General features: G+C 45.2%; 18 protein-coding genes and 1 riboswitch. Of the genes, 4 read left to right on the forward strand and 14 right to left on the reverse strand.

Annotated elements, in window-relative coordinates:
* Positions 1 to 20 precede the first annotated feature (20 nt).
* From E2491_RS06490 to E2491_RS06510, 5 genes are all read right to left on the reverse strand, one after another.
* Positions 21 to 1,661, reverse strand: a complete 1,641-nt coding sequence (locus E2491_RS06490; protein ID WP_134374130.1) for an acyl-CoA dehydrogenase family protein — start codon at positions 1,659 to 1,661, stop codon at positions 21 to 23.
* Between the two features lie 129 nt (positions 1,662 to 1,790).
* Positions 1,791 to 2,066 (reverse strand): ribosomal protein L7/L12, encoded by a 276-nt coding sequence (locus E2491_RS17600; protein WP_208528042.1) that lies wholly within the window; start codon positions 2,064 to 2,066, stop codon positions 1,791 to 1,793.
* Positions 2,067 to 2,134: 68 nt separating this feature from the next.
* Positions 2,135 to 3,061: an alpha/beta hydrolase gene (locus tag E2491_RS06500; protein WP_134374132.1), complete on the reverse strand. Its 927-nt coding sequence runs from the start codon at positions 3,059 to 3,061 to the stop codon at positions 2,135 to 2,137.
* Positions 3,062 to 3,076: 15 nt separating this feature from the next.
* The gene (locus E2491_RS06505) at positions 3,077 to 3,796 is read right to left on the reverse strand and encodes a CPBP family intramembrane glutamic endopeptidase (RefSeq protein WP_134374134.1); all 720 of its coding nucleotides are present in this window, start codon (positions 3,794 to 3,796) and stop codon (positions 3,077 to 3,079) included.
* A complete protein-coding gene (locus tag E2491_RS06510) occupies positions 3,797 to 4,342 on the reverse strand; it encodes a helix-turn-helix domain-containing protein (RefSeq protein ID WP_166805807.1) in 546 nt (181 codons plus the stop codon). It lies immediately after the preceding gene.
* A gap of 115 nt (positions 4,343 to 4,457) precedes the next feature.
* On the opposite strand from E2491_RS06510, the gene E2491_RS06515 reads away from it, so the two are divergent.
* Positions 4,458 to 4,994, forward strand: a complete 537-nt coding sequence (locus E2491_RS06515) for a cupredoxin domain-containing protein (protein WP_134374138.1) — start codon at positions 4,458 to 4,460, stop codon at positions 4,992 to 4,994.
* A gap of 493 nt (positions 4,995 to 5,487) precedes the next feature.
* Here E2491_RS06515 and E2491_RS06520 read toward each other — a convergent pair whose 3' ends face one another.
* The 7 genes from E2491_RS06520 to E2491_RS06545 form a co-directional block, all read right to left on the reverse strand.
* Complete coding sequence (locus E2491_RS06520) at positions 5,488 to 6,558, reverse strand: branched-chain amino acid aminotransferase (RefSeq protein WP_134374140.1); 1,071 nt, start codon at positions 6,556 to 6,558, stop codon at positions 5,488 to 5,490.
* A 208-nt stretch (positions 6,559 to 6,766) separates the two neighbouring features.
* On the reverse strand, positions 6,767 to 7,039 hold the full coding sequence (locus E2491_RS06525) for a hypothetical protein (RefSeq protein WP_134374142.1): 273 nt from the start codon (positions 7,037 to 7,039) through the stop codon (positions 6,767 to 6,769).
* 238 nt (positions 7,040 to 7,277) lie between these two features.
* Positions 7,278 to 7,445: a hypothetical protein gene (locus E2491_RS17445; protein WP_166805808.1), complete on the reverse strand. Its 168-nt coding sequence runs from the start codon at positions 7,443 to 7,445 to the stop codon at positions 7,278 to 7,280.
* Positions 7,446 to 7,851: 406 nt separating this feature from the next.
* Positions 7,852 to 8,469, reverse strand: a complete 618-nt coding sequence (locus E2491_RS06530; RefSeq protein ID WP_134374144.1) for an NUDIX hydrolase — start codon at positions 8,467 to 8,469, stop codon at positions 7,852 to 7,854.
* A 54-nt stretch (positions 8,470 to 8,523) separates the two neighbouring features.
* Positions 8,524 to 9,000 (reverse strand): flavodoxin domain-containing protein, encoded by a 477-nt coding sequence (locus E2491_RS06535; RefSeq protein WP_134374146.1) that lies wholly within the window; start codon positions 8,998 to 9,000, stop codon positions 8,524 to 8,526.
* Positions 8,981 to 10,027 carry a ribonucleotide-diphosphate reductase subunit beta gene (locus E2491_RS06540; RefSeq protein ID WP_134374148.1) on the reverse strand — a complete coding sequence of 349 codons (1,047 nt, stop codon included), beginning with the start codon at positions 10,025 to 10,027 and terminating at the stop codon, positions 8,981 to 8,983. Before E2491_RS06540 ends, E2491_RS06535 begins: the two co-directional genes overlap by 20 nt.
* A 13-nt stretch (positions 10,028 to 10,040) precedes the next feature.
* Positions 10,041 to 12,293, reverse strand: coding sequence for a ribonucleoside-diphosphate reductase subunit alpha (locus E2491_RS06545; protein ID WP_244093902.1), 2,253 nt, complete (start codon positions 12,291 to 12,293; stop codon positions 10,041 to 10,043).
* A 152-nt stretch (positions 12,294 to 12,445) separates the two neighbouring features.
* A riboswitch (cobalamin riboswitch) is annotated at positions 12,446 to 12,624 on the reverse strand.
* A gap of 266 nt (positions 12,625 to 12,890) precedes the next feature.
* Between E2491_RS06545 and E2491_RS06550 the strand changes: the two genes are divergently transcribed.
* Positions 12,891 to 13,421 (forward strand): GNAT family N-acetyltransferase, encoded by a 531-nt coding sequence (locus tag E2491_RS06550; RefSeq protein ID WP_134374377.1) that lies wholly within the window; start codon positions 12,891 to 12,893, stop codon positions 13,419 to 13,421.
* A gap of 447 nt (positions 13,422 to 13,868) precedes the next feature.
* Here the strand turns inward: E2491_RS06550 and E2491_RS06555 are convergent, their stop codons facing one another.
* On the reverse strand, positions 13,869 to 14,516 hold the full coding sequence (locus E2491_RS06555; protein ID WP_166805809.1) for an alpha/beta fold hydrolase: 648 nt from the start codon (positions 14,514 to 14,516) through the stop codon (positions 13,869 to 13,871).
* Between the two features lie 113 nt (positions 14,517 to 14,629).
* On the opposite strand from E2491_RS06555, the gene E2491_RS06560 reads away from it, so the two are divergent.
* Together E2491_RS06560 and E2491_RS06565 are read left to right on the forward strand one after the other, a co-directional pair.
* The gene (locus E2491_RS06560) at positions 14,630 to 15,007 is read left to right on the forward strand and encodes a VOC family protein (RefSeq protein ID WP_134374155.1); all 378 of its coding nucleotides are present in this window, start codon (positions 14,630 to 14,632) and stop codon (positions 15,005 to 15,007) included.
* The gene (locus E2491_RS06565) at positions 15,004 to 15,654 is read left to right on the forward strand and encodes an alpha/beta fold hydrolase (protein ID WP_134374157.1); all 651 of its coding nucleotides are present in this window, start codon (positions 15,004 to 15,006) and stop codon (positions 15,652 to 15,654) included. The genes E2491_RS06560 and E2491_RS06565 overlap by 4 nt, the downstream gene beginning before the upstream one ends.
* 344 nt (positions 15,655 to 15,998) lie before the next feature.
* Here E2491_RS06565 and E2491_RS06570 read toward each other — a convergent pair whose 3' ends face one another.
* Positions 15,999 to 17,012 carry a LacI family DNA-binding transcriptional regulator gene (locus E2491_RS06570; RefSeq protein WP_134374159.1) on the reverse strand — a complete coding sequence of 338 codons (1,014 nt, stop codon included), beginning with the start codon at positions 17,010 to 17,012 and terminating at the stop codon, positions 15,999 to 16,001.
* Between the last annotated feature and the right edge of the window lie 3 nt (positions 17,013 to 17,015).

A 17,015-nucleotide genomic window follows, 5' to 3' on the forward strand; every position in this document is an offset into this window, starting at 1 on the left:
TAGGAAAAAGGGGTCAGGCTTTATATCGCCTGATCCCCCATGATGATGCCGAACTTTTCTACACAAAGCATACTGCCGTCAAATTCCTCCTGATGCCACAGCCAGTCACGATAAATGTCTGCAACAGCTAAGCTTCTTTCATCATCCGCACGTTCATAGGCATGCACGACAAACAGCAGATCCGCCATCCTGCTGGCTACTTTGCGGGCATAATACGTCTGATGATCCTCACTTAAAGCCGTCAGTCGAATTAAGATCGACTCCAGCTCCTCTATTTTCACATCGATCATCCGCATCTTTTTTGATCCGAGCCTGCGTTTCAGATCCCGGATAAACACTTCATGAACATTGAACTTTTTAACGAGCCTTAACACCTCAAGCGCCAGGATATTTTCTGTTCCTTCCCACACCGTCAACACCTGTGCATCTCTTAACAGGCGAGGCGTCACAAAATCCTCTATATAACCGTTACCGCCGTGCATTTCGATGGCTGCGTGCGCAAAGTCGATCGATTCCTTCGCCGTTCTCGATTTAATCAAGGCAATATACAGTCTGTTTAGCGCGATATCATCAAGCGTGACGTGCACATCATCCCTGACCACCCGCTCAAACAGCTCAATGTTTTCAAATAAAGCAGACAGTTGTACTTCATGACGCACTTGCAACTGCACCACGGTTTCCTGCATCATCGGAAAATCAATCAGCTTCTGGCCGAAAGCCTCCCGTTCAGACACGTAAGCAAACCCCTCGTTAAGTGCACGTTTCATGATGCCGAGTGACGCAACACTGTTGCAAATCCGCGACAGGTTCAATGCTTCCATCATGTAATAAAATCCGCGGTCCGCTTCCCCAATCAGATACGCTTCCGATCCATTGAACTCCACTTCGCCGGATGGGACTGCGCGTACGCCAAGTTTATCCTTAAGCCTCCTGATCGTGATCTGATTCAGCTCACCATCCTGATTGCGCCATGGTACTAAAAACAGACTCAGTCCCCGTGTCCCTTCAGGTGCGCCTTCCATTCTTGCCAACACAGCTGCAACCCCTGCCTGGCCCGCGTTCGAGGCAAAGTATTTCTCACCAAACAGCCGGTATACGCCGTCCTCTTTCACCGCTTTAACTACATTTGCTCCTACATCAGAGCCACCCTGTCTTTCCGTTAAAAAGGTTGCGCCTTCATAAAGCTCGACCTCTCCAGTTGACAATACGTGCGGGAGAAAGCGGTCCTTCAACTCCTGATCCGCATAGTGATTCAGGAGATAAGCTGTTGCCATCGTCAGCGTCACCGGACAATAAAATCCCGCCTCTGTTTGGGATAATAAGTAGCCTTGTGCAAAACTGTAGACATAATTGCCCTTCTGCTTTAATTCAGGAATTTCTTTATGCGGGTAGGCGGCAATGCCTGTGTCGTATGCTTCCTTCACAGTTTGCTTATACCCCTCATTCACCCAAACCTTTGACACGTCATTTCCCATTTTGTCATAACGGATCAGCCTCGGCTGAGCTTCACGATCCGTGTGCGCTGCCCGCTCATCCCAGACACCGTAGCATTTATCATAAAAATCCTTTAAATGTGTAATAGCATACTCATAAAATTCCGGAGACAGCTTCTTTTTTAAAATGTCCGTAAGAAACTTCTCGTTTTCGACAAATGAAGACATCATCTTGCCCCTTTCCACACATTATTTCCCGGGTAATTTATTGTTATTTTATCATGAAGAGAACGAAAATGAATGATGATTCATTCTTTTCGCAAGAAAAAACTGCGGACCATTTCGCAGTTTTTCTTCTCACTCTACCGGACCTTTCCCATTCAGATCCGCTTCTATGTTATCTACATATTTTTTCGCTTCCACAAGCCCGAGCCCCGAATGTTCTCTCACAAACTTCACAATAGCCACCTTATCCTGACCAGCCTTTAAGCGGTCAATAATCATCCGCTCAAGCTTCTGATCCTGCACGAGGTTATCGGCAACCTGCTGCTGCAGTTTTTTATTGCTGTTAAATAAAACTCCGATAATTAAAGCTGCTGCCAGCAGGACAATGATCAGAGAAACAAACTCCACACTTATTCCTCCCTTATTTCAACCTACTTGTATCGTAACAGAATTCGATAAATAGAAATAGTAATGGTTTATCTTCTTATCCATTCCAGCAGGGAATCCAGCAATGCAGGGTGAAGTGGCTTATCCTTTAACTCTTTTTTATATTCTTTTAGCAGCCCGAGAAGTGAATGTGATTCAGTTCTTTCTCTTAAAAGATGATTCATATTCTCAATCACAAGATATTCTCCACCCGTTTTCTCAGCGAAATCCTGTGCTGACCCCGGTTTCACCTGAACATCTTTTCCACCCTCAACGGCCAGAAGCTTTCCTGACAGGCCCGACAGATAGTCACGCAGATCAAAGTTATTCATTTCACGCATCCATTTAGCATTTAATTTTACACCGCGATATTTAAGTTCAGCATCTGACGTGGCAGCAATTTTGCTGTATACAGCCTGTGTCTGCTTATTAATTTTCTTTTCCACTTTTAATGCTTTAAATAACAAGCCCTTCAAACCGTTTGTCTCACGAATTTCTTTTCTGAGCCATTCATTTTGGTAGGACAGCATCTCTGCCCCGGTCCCGGAAGATCCGCACAAAAATACAAAACCGTCTGCGGGCTCCTGCTTCAGCACTGCAGGTCCAATAATGGTGCCTTCACTATGCCCCACAACGATCACCTGCTTAAATAAACCTGTTTCTTTCAAAGCCTTTAACCAGGCTGCCGCATCACCAATAAAATCATACAGGCCTGTTTCATTATAAACTCCTTCACTCTTACCCGTCCCCCGTTTATCATAGCGTAAGACAGCAACACCTATACTGTTAAAAAAGTAAGAAAGGTCTTTGTAAATATTCGATTTAAACTTCGCATGATTACCTTCCCGGTCTACCTTCCCTGATCCTGCAATGAGCATGACAGCTGTGTGTGCTGGCTCCGCTGGTAAAGATAATGTTCCACTCAGCTTAAATCCTGCTTGCTGAATCACCATTTCCTGTTCTTTATTCATCATCATACCTCCATTTCATCCTTAAAATAGAATAGGAATCCATAAAATCTGCATAAAGAAATGAGCCAGCATATGAGAAAGTACGCTGAACCAGAAACCATGTTTCCAATATAGCCAGCCAAATAAAATTCCACCGATACTATTCAATAGAAAAGCCCGGCCAATAATCAGCGGCGTGAGTTCACCGAAAGCGGCAAAATTAGCCGGAAGATGTCCCGCTGCAAACAATCCAGCTGATAAAAGAATCGAAACCCACATCCATACTGATGAAAGCTTTTCCTGTTTGGTTATTTTCATCAGTAAAAAAACGATTAGCGTCATACCGAACAGACGCATCATCACTTCCTCTACAATGCCACCATAGAACATACCGCCCAGAAGAGCTTCCACGGAAACCTCAGGCGTATAATCGGCCACTTCATTCAGGTAATCACCAAAGAAAAAAGCATCCGAGCCCTGAATGACAAACCCTGTTACAAGTGCAAAAAAGCCAGCTAGCAGCAGCCCTTTCCCTCTTCCTTGAGAATTCATTAAGTTTAACGGCGTTTTGGTCAGCAGCCAAAATCCAACCAGGCTTAAAATAAAGGTCATGACACCCGCCTGGACTGTTAATACGATCACAGCTATCTGGGGATCTGGTATTTCAAACGTACTTGTCCGAATCGTTTGCTGCGAGATGAAAAATCCACCTGCCGCACCCAGCACACTCATGATAATGGATATTAATAGATTCTTTTTCATTTATTCGTCCTCTTTCTTTTCTGAAGGTTCCGGCACAAAGAACTGTGCCATCGTGACTTTACGAACGCCTGGTTCCTTCTTTTTCTCTGCGTATCCTTTTATTAATCCGTATAAATCCTCTCTCAACTTTTCCCATTCTTCGTCTGTCAAATACAGATCAACCTGGCCAAACCCATAAATATCCTTCGTCAAATCGACTTCACCTGAGAAAAAATCCTCAGTTTGAGTTAAGAGATTGGCAAAGAATGTCATAAACAGCTTTACGTGCTCATCCTTTGACATCGCTGCACCTTCTTCAGGCGTAACACGCGATCCCTTTTCCATGAGCGCATATGTTTTTTCAGTTGCACCTCTGACCTGTCTTTCCTGGGTGATCGTAAGAATATCTCCCTTCTTCAATGCATTTAAATGACGATACAAGGTTGCTTGCGGAACGCCCTCAAGCCACTCCAGTAACTCAGATACAGTTGCAGGTCCTTTCGCAAGATGCTGAATGATTTTCATCCGTACAGGATGCATGATTAAATCGGCTTTTGATTTCATCATTTCCACTCCTTTTATTATCATTATCAATAATGATAATAAATAAAAATCATTTTGTCCACTTATTTTGATCTGTTAGCTCACTTTTAGCGTTTACTAATTAAAAGAGGAGGAATACATGATGAAAAAAACAGGATGGCTGGTCACCCTTATGTTTATGCTTTTACTCGCTGCATGTTCAAGTGAGGACACTTCAACACCCGCAGATACCGAAGAAGATACGGCCACAGAGGAACAGGTGGAAATGGAGGATGAAGCATCTTCTGATGAAGGTATGATGGAGGAAGAAGGCGCTTCTGAAGACGGCGAGATGACTGAGGAAGAAGAGACGACCGAGGAAGAACCTGCTGAAGAAGAAATGACGACTGAAGCTGAAGTTGTATCAGGCGAAGTGGCTTCCCCATTACTTGCACAAGGTGAAACAACGGCTTTTCAATTTGATACGGTCGGCACATATGCGATCCACTGCGATCCACACCCGGTGATGCAAATGACCGTGACTGTTGAAGAAGGTGCCGAGCTAAGCGGAACGGTAGAAGCGCAAATTGCTGATTATGAATTTAGTGAAGATCTCGTTGTAGCACCAGGTACCGTAATTATCTGGACAAATGAAGATCCAGTGAGACATAACGTGGCGGTTACGCCGGAGGGTTAATGTATGAGCGCATCAGAGATTGTGTGATGCGCTTTTTTGTGTGGGGATTTTTCGTGGAACCGGTTCGTCAGGTTAGCGGGCAAATTCGTGAGCTTAGGTGATGAGTTCGTGAGGTTAGACGCGACTTTAGTGAGGTTCCATAGCGAGTTCGTCAGCTTCCGCGAAAGTTTGTGAGGTTAGTGTCTTATGGACTATGTTGGAAGGATACTTTTTCAAACAGGGTTGTTCAATCTGACAGCACTTTTGCGTGGAACCGGTTCGTCAGGTTAGTGAGCAAATTTGTGAGGTTAGGGCATGAGTTCGTAAGGTTAGACGCGACTTTCGTGAGGTTCGGCGGCGAGTTCGTCAGCTTCCGCGGGAATTTGTGAGTTCAGTGTATTTTGGACTATTCCAAAAAGTACTCTCCCCATATATGTCATAAAGAAAGCGGCCAGCTACATCAGCCAGCCGCCTTTTAAAGCAGACTCATTCCTACGTTTAGGTATTTAAAGAACTAAATCTCCACCGTCCACTCAAAAACATCCTCCACTTTACCAGTCTGGATCCCGGTAATGGTGTCGTAGAGCTTTTGTGATAGTTCTCCAATTTCGTGATTGTTGATTACCATCTTTTTACCCTGCCAGTTCAGCTCGCCAACAGGTGAAATGACGGCTGCGGTTCCGGTGCCGAATGCTTCCTCGACAAGCCCCTGCTCGTAGGCTTCATACAGCTCGTCGATCGCGATGCGGCGCTCTGAAACCGGCACATTCCAGCTATTTAACAGCTCAAGAATGGACATTCGGGTGATACCTTTTAGGATACTGCCGCTTAGAGCCGGTGTCACAACTTCCCCGTTGATTTTAAAGAAAATATTCATGCTGCCGACTTCCTCTATATAACGCTTTTCGATGCCGTCCAGCCACAAGACATCTGCATTTCCGGATTTACGTGCATTAGCCTGCGCCTGATATCCGGAGGAATAGTTTCCGGCCGTTTTTGCCATACCGGTCCCGCCTTTAACGGCACGGGTGAATTCCTGTTCCACGTGGATCGTGACAGGCTTAATGCCTCCTGCGAAATATGAGCCTACAGGAGACAGCAAAATCATCATTTTATATGTTTTAGATGGTCCTACAGCAAGATTCGGTTCGGTCGCCACGATAAATGGACGAATATATAGTGAAGTGCCTGGCGTGTCCGGCACCCAGTCCTGCTCAAGGTCAATCAGGGTTTTTAAATACTCAAGCACCTGCTCTTCATCGATTGGCGGAATACTTAGTCGCTCACCCGACCTATTAAGGCGCTCCAGATTCTTTTCAGGGCGGAATAAAAGAACCTTTCCTTCAGGTGTCCGGTAAGCCTTCAATCCTTCAAAAATAGTTTGTCCATAATGAAAAATCATGGCGGCTGGATCGAGGGTAAGCGGTGCGTATGGAATAATCCGCGCATCGTGCCAGCCCCTGCCTTCCTCATATTCCATTAAAAACATATGATCCGTAAATGTGGTGCCAAAAGGGATCTGATCCGTTGAGGGCTTTTCTTTTCGCTGCTGACATTTTACAATCTCCAGGGTCTGTGTGCTCATTGATCAAAACTCCTTTTCCATCATCTTTTATTTGCCTTATTCTACATAGAAAATTTAGTGATGAAAAGGACTAAAGTGAAAAAATTCAGAATGTTGGAGAAATCGGGCGTTATTCAGAGTAATAGACAGCCAGGTGAATGTAAATAGTCCAGATACTGTGGAGAAAACTTAAAATCGCAATCCAAGTGTCTAAGAAAGCACACAGAAATTACTTCTCTTTCCCCACCAATCTAATGTCATAAAATAAAATTTGAAATGCAGCAAAAGAAACCACAGGTAAAAGAAAATACAGTGTGAGGAGAATGGGTCCCTCCATCATTTGTGTTTCTACCAGACTGTGAGCAGTACTTTCCATAAAAAGTGTCAGCATTAAAGCCAAAGTAACACTTAGCGTAACTCTTAATCCTTTTCGATCTGCTTTGCTTTCCCAGAAGCAAGCAATACTGATGATTAATAAAATTATAATTAGAAATAAATACATACCATTCACTCCTTCAATTGATTAAAACTATCATTCAACACCAGCCATTATTTATCCTTGATTACACTTAAAAAAAGTTAATCTCACATCTCAAAAAACAAATAAATAAGCACCCAAAACGTACGATGACAATAAGTATTGTCGAATCGTTTTTGGGTGCTGTAAATACTGATTCATACGTTATTTATATGGTTTACCTGCGAAAATCGAACAGCTTTTAACATACACAGCTGCCTTTTTATGAGTGCGTAGAGTTTTCTACATCAGATGTTGTATGTGTTCCTTCAGCGTGATAAGTACGGGAGTAATCATTTGAATAGGCGTGCTGACTGCGTTTTTTACGCTTCCTGTCCGAGTAAAACCCAAGCGCGAAAATAAAAGCAATGGTCCCAACAAAAATCCACATACGAACTCCCCCTTCAAAGGAAACAATTTCCTTTATCATACGCGATACACATTGAAAAAGGAAGCCAATATCCTTGATCGTAAAGTAGTTATTAAGATATACACTCAATCGCTTTTACATCAAGAATATCTGGTCATTCCAAAGACTCTCTATGGAGGAAAGGGACATGTTCACAACACAAGCAAGAAGCGGAAGATGCTTCATGGATCGGTTTTTCCCTCTCCTTTCATAAGAAAGAGGATTTGAATTCTACACAGGGTCGGACTCATCCGAAGACTCCTGTGGCGGAAAGGGACAGGTGAAACCGACTGTGCGAAGCACAGGCGGGTTCACCGCCCGGCCACGGAAAGCGTAGGATGAGTCCGACCCGTCTTTCAAAAAAAGGAAGCGGCTTTCAACCGCTCCCTCACTTCATCATCTTCTCAATAAACTCCCTCAGCACCCGTGCCGTCAATCCCCAGATCACACGGCCTTCATAGTGGTAAAAGTATTCTTTATACTGCCGCGTTTGCCACTTATACTCGCGGCCGTTGGCAATCAGATCAAACGGAAAATTCTCTTCCGGTTTTACCTCAACATTAATCGTATGCTCATCCGGCGATGTATCCATAAAAAAGGATAGCGGGACGGTAAACACTTCCTCCACCTCAGCAGGGTTCGGCTTGAGCTCATGATCATCATCTAAAAATCCTACATACGTGCTGATCGTCATCCCGAATGGTGATACCAGTTTACCGAAGGAATGGACGCGCTTAATTGAGTTTCGGCTGATGCCGAGCTCTTCTTCTGCTTCCCTTACCGCCGCCTCTTTTGCGCTGTCATCATCCTGATCGATCCGTCCGCCAGGGAAACAGATTTCTCCCGGCTGGCGCCTCATCGTCAGAGAACGCACCTCAAACAGCAGATGCAATTCTCCGTTTTTCTCCACGAAAGGAAGCAAAATTGAATAATTCCGTACAGTCTCTTGTCCTAATATAAATGGTTCGTGCGCAACTAGGCGCTCCGTTAATTCACGTTCATTCATGCGATCAACCCCGTCAGCGTTGTTTTCTTAACTATATCAGAACACGGGACTTCTTTACGCCTCAGAAGAACACGGAATGTTTTTTACACGCTGATGCAAAAGTTGATTTAGCTGCTTGCATTTTTTGCGGTCTGATTCCTGTGGCAGAAGCTCTACTTTTAATGTCGCGATCAGTGTAGTTTTGTCAAACAGCATATCTCTGAACTGATCCACAGCTCCGCAATAGCGGGGGTAATGACGATCTCCTGTTCCTGTTGCGACGGTCATGAGTGTTTTAGAAGCATGGTCTTCGATCAAGCGATAAACGTTTTCCATCCTTTTTGGAATCTCCCCGTTTCCCCAGGAATACGTTGAGACAATAAGCACATCCGTATCAGAAAGTGCAGCTTTTGAAAAGTTCTCTGAAGCAAGCACCGTGATGCTTTGAAACGCTGTACTTAACTCCTCTTTCATCATCTCAACGAGCGCTTCTGTATTTCCCGTAGAAGATGCATAGACGATCGTGATACGTTCAGAGCTCATCGAAGCCATTGGACTGGGAAACCTTTGTATACGTCCTTGACTTTTGTTCGAAGAAATCGGATTTCGTCTCGTTCATCATCTGATCGTCAAATACACGGATCCACGGCATCGGATTATCGTTTTCAGGATACAGATTTTTGAGACCGATCTGACGCAGACGCTTATTCGTTAAGTACTTGACGTAATCACTAAACTCCTGCTGATCAATTTCAGGGATGTCCTTTAAAATATAGCCTGCCCACTCAATCTCAAGCTCAGCTGCCTGATGAAGGGTGTCATAAACTTTTTCGAGCTGATCCACCTGATTTAATTCCGGCTCTTCCTTCAGTAAAATGCGGAGAAACTGCCCCATGAAGTAGGCGTGCTGCATTTCGTCGCGCTGAATATAGCTGATCATTGTACTCGTTTTCAGCATCTTCTGCTGGCGGGCAAGGTGATAGAAAAACGCAAAGCCGGCATAAAAGTAGATGCCTTCAAGCGCAATCGAATGAACGCCGAGATGAAACAGTGTTTCCGGCGTCGGGTTGCTTCTGAATTGCTCATACGCATCAAGAATCAGCTGATTTCTCTTTTGAACAATCGGATCCTTTTTTGCCTGTTCGAATCGTCTGATCTGCTCGTCTGTTGATACGAGTGAGCTCAGCAAATACGAATACGATTCATTATGAACCGCTTCCTGTTGTGCTACGACAGCAAGAATTGCCTTAAAGCTCGGATCTGTTACGTAATCCATCACACCGGTCATCGCAGGGGTCTGCAGACTGTCGAGTGAAGCGAGCTGTGTATTGATCCGGAGGAATACATCCTGCTCAATTTCGCTCAGGCTGTCCCACTGCTTAATATCATCCTGCATGTTGATCTCCTGTGCCTTCCAGAAGTTCGCAAGCAGTGTCTGATACAACTCATACATGTGTGGATACGCGATATCATTCCAGTTTAATAGTCCTGATGCCTCCCCGTTAATGAGCTTTGTCGCGCGGCTCGGGGCATCCGGATTTAACAGCTTTGATTTTTGTAAGGGTGCAGTGATGGTCATGGTGATTCCTCCTTTAGCTTTCGCAAACCTCGCAGGCTTCGATTTCTGTCTGTGATGTACTTCGGACATAATAGGTTGTTTTCAATTTACTCTTCCATGCGTCAATGTGAAGATCCAGCAGCTCTTTGGCTTTGATGTCATGACGAACGTATATATTAAAACTGATACCCTGATCGACATGACGCTGTCTCGCTGCATTTTGACGGATGCTGTCATGCTGATTCAGGTGATGACGGGCTTTTCTGTAATACTCATACGTTTTGTGATTCAGGTCCGGTGCGGTAACGGTGAATTTAAAGTTCTTCTTTTCCTCCGCATATTCAACAGCGTAAAGCGGGTCAATCCCGTCCGTTGAGCCACCGATTTTAGCAGTCGAGGAGTTCGGTGCAACGGCCATCAGCCAGCCGTTCCGTAGACCTTTGGCCGCTTTTTCACGAAGTGCTCTCCAGCGTTCACTTTGATAACCTCTGCGCTCGAAATACGCGCCTGACTCCCATTCAGAGCCTTTAAACGCATGATAAACCCCTTTTTCTTCCGCCAAATCAGCTGATGCACGGATCGTTAAATAGGCGATTTCTTCGTAAAGTTTGTCAGCATATGCTACAGCCGTATCAGACTCCCAGTAAATCCCCTTTTTCGCGAGCAGATGATGCCAGCCGAACGTGCCCAGGCCTACTGCGCGATATTTTTTGTTCGTCTGAGTAGCCTGTTTGACTGAAATCGTATTCAGATCAATGACATTATCAAGCATACGCAGCTGGATCGGAATCAGCCTTTCAAGAACATCCGCCTCTACAGCACGCGGCAGATTGACAGATGACAGGTTGCATACAACAAAGTCACCCGGCTTTCTCACAATCACGATGTTGCCTTCCTCGTCTGTAAATTCTTTTGTAATTGTGGTTGGCGACATATTCTGTGCGATTTCTGTGCAGAGATTGCTGCAGTAAATCGACGTCCTGCCAATGCCATTCACGTGCTTATTCGGATTCTGGCGATTCACTTCATCTCTGTAAAACAGATATGGCGTTCCGGTTTCCAGCTGGGCAATCATGATTTTCGCCATCAGATCCATCGCGCGGACTGTTTTTCTCGGAAGAAGCGGATGCTGTACAGCCTCTTCATATTTTTCTTTAAAATAGCGGTGGTCTGTTTCATCATAAAAATCCTCCAGGCCAAGCGGCTGTCCATTTTCGTCCTTCCATCCCATCACCTGCTTTACCTGATGGGGACAGAACAGGTGCCATTCACCAATGCTGCGTCCCGCTTCATCCTTTTCGAGCAGCTTTTCCATAAACAGGTCCGGAATGCAGACACCTGTAAACAGATCGTGTGCCTTACGCCGCTCATCACCATTGTTTGTCTTTAGTTCAAGAAAACCCATCAGGTCTTTATGGAACACATCGAGATAAACAGCCACCGCGCCCTGACGCTGTCCAAGCTGATCGACACTGACCGCCGTATCATTTAACAGCCGGATCCAAGGCACGATCCCCGAAGAATTACCCTTAAATCGTTTTATATCAGACCCGAGCGCTCTAACCTTCCCAAAATAAACCCCGAGTCCTCCGCCATCCTTGCTTAAACGTGCAGAATCCCAGTTATTCAGATAAATGCCGTCGAGCGAATCATCCACTGTATCAATAAAACATGATGACAGCTGACCGTAGCTTTTACCGGCATTTGATAAAGTGGGTGTAGCCACCGTCATATAAAGATTCGACATCGCCCAGTATGCCTCACGGATCAAATCGAGGCGTTTATGTACAGGCTCCTTCTGCATCAGCGTCATCGCAATAATCAAAAACCGCTCCTGAGGAAGCTCAAATACCCTTCCCTCATAGTCTTTTGCTAAATAGCGGTCAGCTAATAAAAACAATCCGATATAGGAAAAAAGCTGATCGTTTTCAGGTTTAATCAGGCTGCCAATCGTATCAATTTCCTCTTTAGAATAAGTGTGCAGCAGGTTTTTGTCGTAAATGCCAAGCGTCGTTAAATGAGAGATTAAGCCATAAAAATCTCCATAGCGTCCCGACGCGTCATATCCTCTTGATTGTGCAGCCTGTGCATAAAGCTTTAAAGAAAATAGCTTTGCTGCTGTGTAAGTCCATCCCGGCTCATCCATTGTGATTCTGTTTAATGCTTCTCCAATTGCCTCATCAAGTGAAGGTTGGCTAAATCGCTTTAATGCTTCCAGCAGTTGACCTGCATGCTCTCCTGCCAGGCTCCTGATGTCGTGCTCCATTTCTGTTACGGTACTTGTCATCACATCGTCATCCCTTTCGTACATTAATACCGGGAAAATAAAAAAGCCCCGCTCTCACATTCGGAGAACGAGGCAGATATCAACGTGAATGAGAACAGAAACGGATCCCCGTCCTGTTATTCCCGCTGCATCTTCTCTATTCCCGGAGAAGCTTACAATCGGCAAAAACGGCAGGTCTCCTGGCTCACACATCTTCCTTTCTGCACCCTTCCCATCTTTAACAGACAGTGGCTCGTACAGATCGTCCGTGCTTACAGTTGCGGGAACAGCTCCGGATTCACACCGGATTCCCTTTTAACCCTTAACGGGCACCGTTTTCACTGGTAGTAACAATATATTGTGTTATTCAGTTATAAAAATTCTATATATTGTATGATCTTCACTATACCTAATCATGCAAAAATACGCAATCGATATTTTTTCATGGATAAAAAAGATCTTCTTACAGCTAAATAATGGTAAGATAAACGCATCGACTAAGAAAGGAATGATGATCATGCAAAACGTACATAAGGGGATTATGACACAGTAAAAACGTGCAGGAACTGCTGTAATGTCCTGCACATGAAATCAGTTCATGAATAAGGAGATTACATGATGTTAAAAGATAACGAACTTGTATTAAGACCTGTTATGGAGCATGATTTACCTGTCATTTGGGAGGGTGCTTTCTCAAGCGATACGCCTGAATGGAAACGCTGGGATGCACCGTATTTTCCTCATCACAAGAAAACCTATGAGGAATTTTTAACGAAAAAGGAACAATACCTGAATGCCCAGGATGTTATGGTCATTGAAATCCATGGTGAAGTGTATGGTACCGTCACATACTATTGGGAGCATGAGCCGTCAAAGTGGCTTGAGATGGGGATCACCTTTTACCGGGAAGTGCATTGGGGCAAAGGCTATGGCACGCGCGCACTGCGCCTTTGGATCGGGCATCTGTTTGACACCCTGCCACTCGTCCGTGTCGGCTACACAACCTGGTCCGGCAACCACCGGATGATCCGCGTTGGCGAAAAGCTCGGCATGCAGATGGAAGCACGTATTCGGAAAGTGCGTTTTCATGACGGTCAGTATTTCGATTCCATCCGGATGGGGATGCTGCGCGAGGAATGGATCAGGTAAAGATTGTTGGACGCGGAGCCTGGACGGTTTGATAAGCCGGATCGGCTTCGCGGGTAACTGAGGTTTGCGGGGGATGCGGTTCCGGGGACACAGGCATTGTGGCGGTGGTGTCGGGGCGTGGAGGGTTGCCGGGATTCCTTCACATCGGGCAGTTTTTCCTTCTTTCTGGATTTTTTATCCTTCTTTCCGGAAATCGAATCCTTCTTTTAAGATTTTTATTCCTTCACAAGCCCTCCACCCACATGATTACCTTCACTCAATCTCCGGATTCCTTCTTTTCAAGATCCCGATTCCCTCACTCCTGAAGATGATTCCTTCAATTACCCAACTGCACCTGATTGGACGCGAGACGGGAATGCTCATCACGCAGTCGAGAATCGCGGTCAACCGGGGTAACCCTTCTGTATTAGAATTCCAACCTGCTGCCTTCGCACCCCAAAAAGGTCTTTACCCGTAAAACATCCCGGTCTGCAAAAAACGGTGAACGAATTCCGCGGTTTCCCTCCGGTGATGAATGTCCTTATGTCCATATGGCAGAACTAAAAAATCCTTTAACCCGCGATCATAGACAGAGCTCGTTTCGACACGGCCGTCATTCTGCTCTCTAATCATTTTGCCGAGGAAAAGGTTGGACCGGTCCCCTGCAATAGCTCCCATTTCAACATCAGAAGGCTGAAACGCATAGTCCCCGACAAATTCAGGCGTAATAGAGGCAATGGTTTTGTAGAGACGCGTGAAAGGCTGCACACGATGGGCATGCCGGGCCAGCTGACTTCCCTGGCTAGGTGTAGCGATCAGGACTGCTCTCTTCACCTTGGCTGCACAATCCGGACTGGATAACACATCCCTGATGACAAGCCCGCCTGTACTGTGCCCGACTAAAAAGACCTGCTCTCCATCAGGTAAGCGATTAAGCATCTGCCTAAGGTATGCTGTCGCGTTCTCAAACGGATGAAAGCGGAGCGGGTAGTTCAATGTCAGACAGTCATAGCCGAATGAGGCAAGAGATCGCTCAAGAGGATACATATCAGATGCACCTTTGTTAAAACCGTGGATCAGAAATATACGGTTTTGCATTATATGTTGTTCATTCAATTTTCTCACCCTGATAACCATTACTTATGGAAATCCTTTCATTATTAAAGCTTTTCTTATCATATCCAGAGCACTACAATTACATTAACTGTAACACAGAAAGGGATGAAACCATGACTTACTCATTTAAACAAATTGATCATATTCAGCTCGCTGCCCCTGTTGACTCCGAAGAAACAGCGCGCGATTTTTTCCACGGCGTACTCGGTTTGCCTGAAATTGAAAAACCCGACAGCCTGAAAGCGAATGGCGGTGTCTGGTTTGCCTGCGGACATCACCAGCTGCATATTGGTATTGAAAAAGACTTTGCGCCTGCCAAAAAAGCACATCCTGCTTTTGAAATTGAACAAATCGAAAACCTGCAGGCTCATTTAGAGGAACAGGGCTACCCTGTCATTACCGACGACCGGCTTCCAGGAGCCATCCGCTTTTATGTAGATGACCCATTTGGAAACAGACTTGAGTTTTTAGAATGGGAGAACGGCAGATGAGAAACGTTCATACGATCAAAAATTCAATTGGACAAAACCTTGATATAACCGAAATCTGCCTGTCTGACGAACCAAAAGGAACAGCACTGATCCTCCCGGGTGCAGGCTATTCTATTCAGGCACCTCTCATGCATTACGCGACCAGCCTGTTGGTAAAAGAGGGCTATCAGGTCATTCTTGCAGATTACGCCTACAACAAAGAATCATACAATAGTATGTCAGATGAAGAGTATCGTGCTTCTGTGCTGAAGGATGGGGAACTTATTTTTGAAAAGACAGGACAATTGAGAAAAGACGGGTCGCTCCTGATTGTTGGGAAATCGATCGGGACCATGATGATGGCTCAGGAATCCAATCTCAATCGATTGAGTGATGTAAAAGCCATCTGGATGACGCCGCTTGTTCACGGGGAGCTCGTCAGACAGGCACTTGAACACACGAAATGGCCGAGCCTCTCGATCATCGGTGATCATGATTTCTGTTATTCGCCTGAAGCAGCTGAAGCGATTGAACGAAATCCGCTTGTGAATAATGAGGTGATCGCAGGAACAGATCACGCATTACAGTTTGAGGATGATCTGCTTGGGTCGATTGACGTGCTAAAGCAGGTGGTGGAAAGTCTGGTCAGATTTTTGCAACAGTCATGACCCCTCAGTCACCCATTTGCAGAAGTGGTTTAATCCGAAAAACGACCAGACCTTGTTTTGATTGATGTTGCTTAATGAGCGAACATCGCATTTGATGTCCATCGAGTCGCTAGGCAGCCTGTTTATGTCGTAAGGATGGTTGTTTATGTTGATAGCTTGTTACAGGAAGCACTAATTGTCATTAGCACCGGATTTAACGTTGATAGGCCAATAACTTCTGTCGTTAACACCTCCAGTTTTGTTGATAGCACCAAAGAATCTGTCAACAGCTGATCACGGCCCCCCTGACACGATTTAATTAGCCAACTAAAAAAACGTGCGGCCATAAGCCACACGTTTTTTTATTAATCCACCTTCGTCGTTGTCCATCTCACAACGAGTTCGGGTTCGACAGCCACTGTGCTGGACTCGATTCGGTTTTTGATCAGATCGAGCAGAATATGGGCGGCCATTTTGCCCATCTTTTCTTTATCCTGTCTGATCGTTGTCAAAGGGGGTTCGACGTAACGGGCAGGCAGGATATCATCACAGCCGATAATGGAGATGTCTTCAGGCACACTCAGACCTTTTTCCTTTACAGCCTTCATCGCACCGATTGCCATCAGATCTGACACTGCAAATACCGCCGTTGGGCTGTCTTCATGGTCAAGAAAGTCGTTCATTCCTTTGTAACCGCTGTCTTCAAAGAAGTCGCCTTCATAAATCCACTCTTCTTTAACGGGAAGACCGTAATATTGAAGGGTCTTTTTAAAAGCGGACAATCTGGAATCAGCAATCAGGGAGCCGTTTGTCCCCCCGATGTAGCCGATTTTCCGATGACCGTTTAAATAAAGGTGCTCCACCACTTTTGCTGCAATGCTGTTGCTGTCACTCATTACATAGCTTGAGAATGGTCCATTCAGTTCGATATCAACCCCTACGCAAGGGATTGGACTCATATCAAGCTCGTATACAGAGGATTCAATCTGGTCACCTGCGATGATCAGGCAGCCATCCACCTGAAAATGCTGGCAGCGTTCAAGATAATTTTCCTTTTCCTCGAAAAATTGTTCGTTTGAAAAAAGGACAAGATCGTAGCCAAGCTGGCCAATGGTTTTTTTGAATTCATTCAGTACTTCTACAAAAACGGGGTGGGTGAGGTCCGCATTCACCTTACCGGCAAAGACGACGCCCACCACGTTCGTTTTTTTATCCTGAAGCAGCCTGGACTGGGAAGGACGATAGCCTTCCTGTGCCATAATTTCAAGGACACGTTTTCTCGTTTCCTGACCAACATCATGATAATTATTAAGAATTTTAGATACCGTTGCCTGAGAGACACCGGCTAATTTGGCAATATCTTTAATGGTTACTTTCATTGG

It is taken from the genome of Jeotgalibacillus sp. R-1-5s-1 (assembly GCF_004405105.1).
Taxonomy (GTDB): Bacteria; Bacillota; Bacilli; order Bacillales; family Jeotgalibacillaceae; genus Jeotgalibacillus.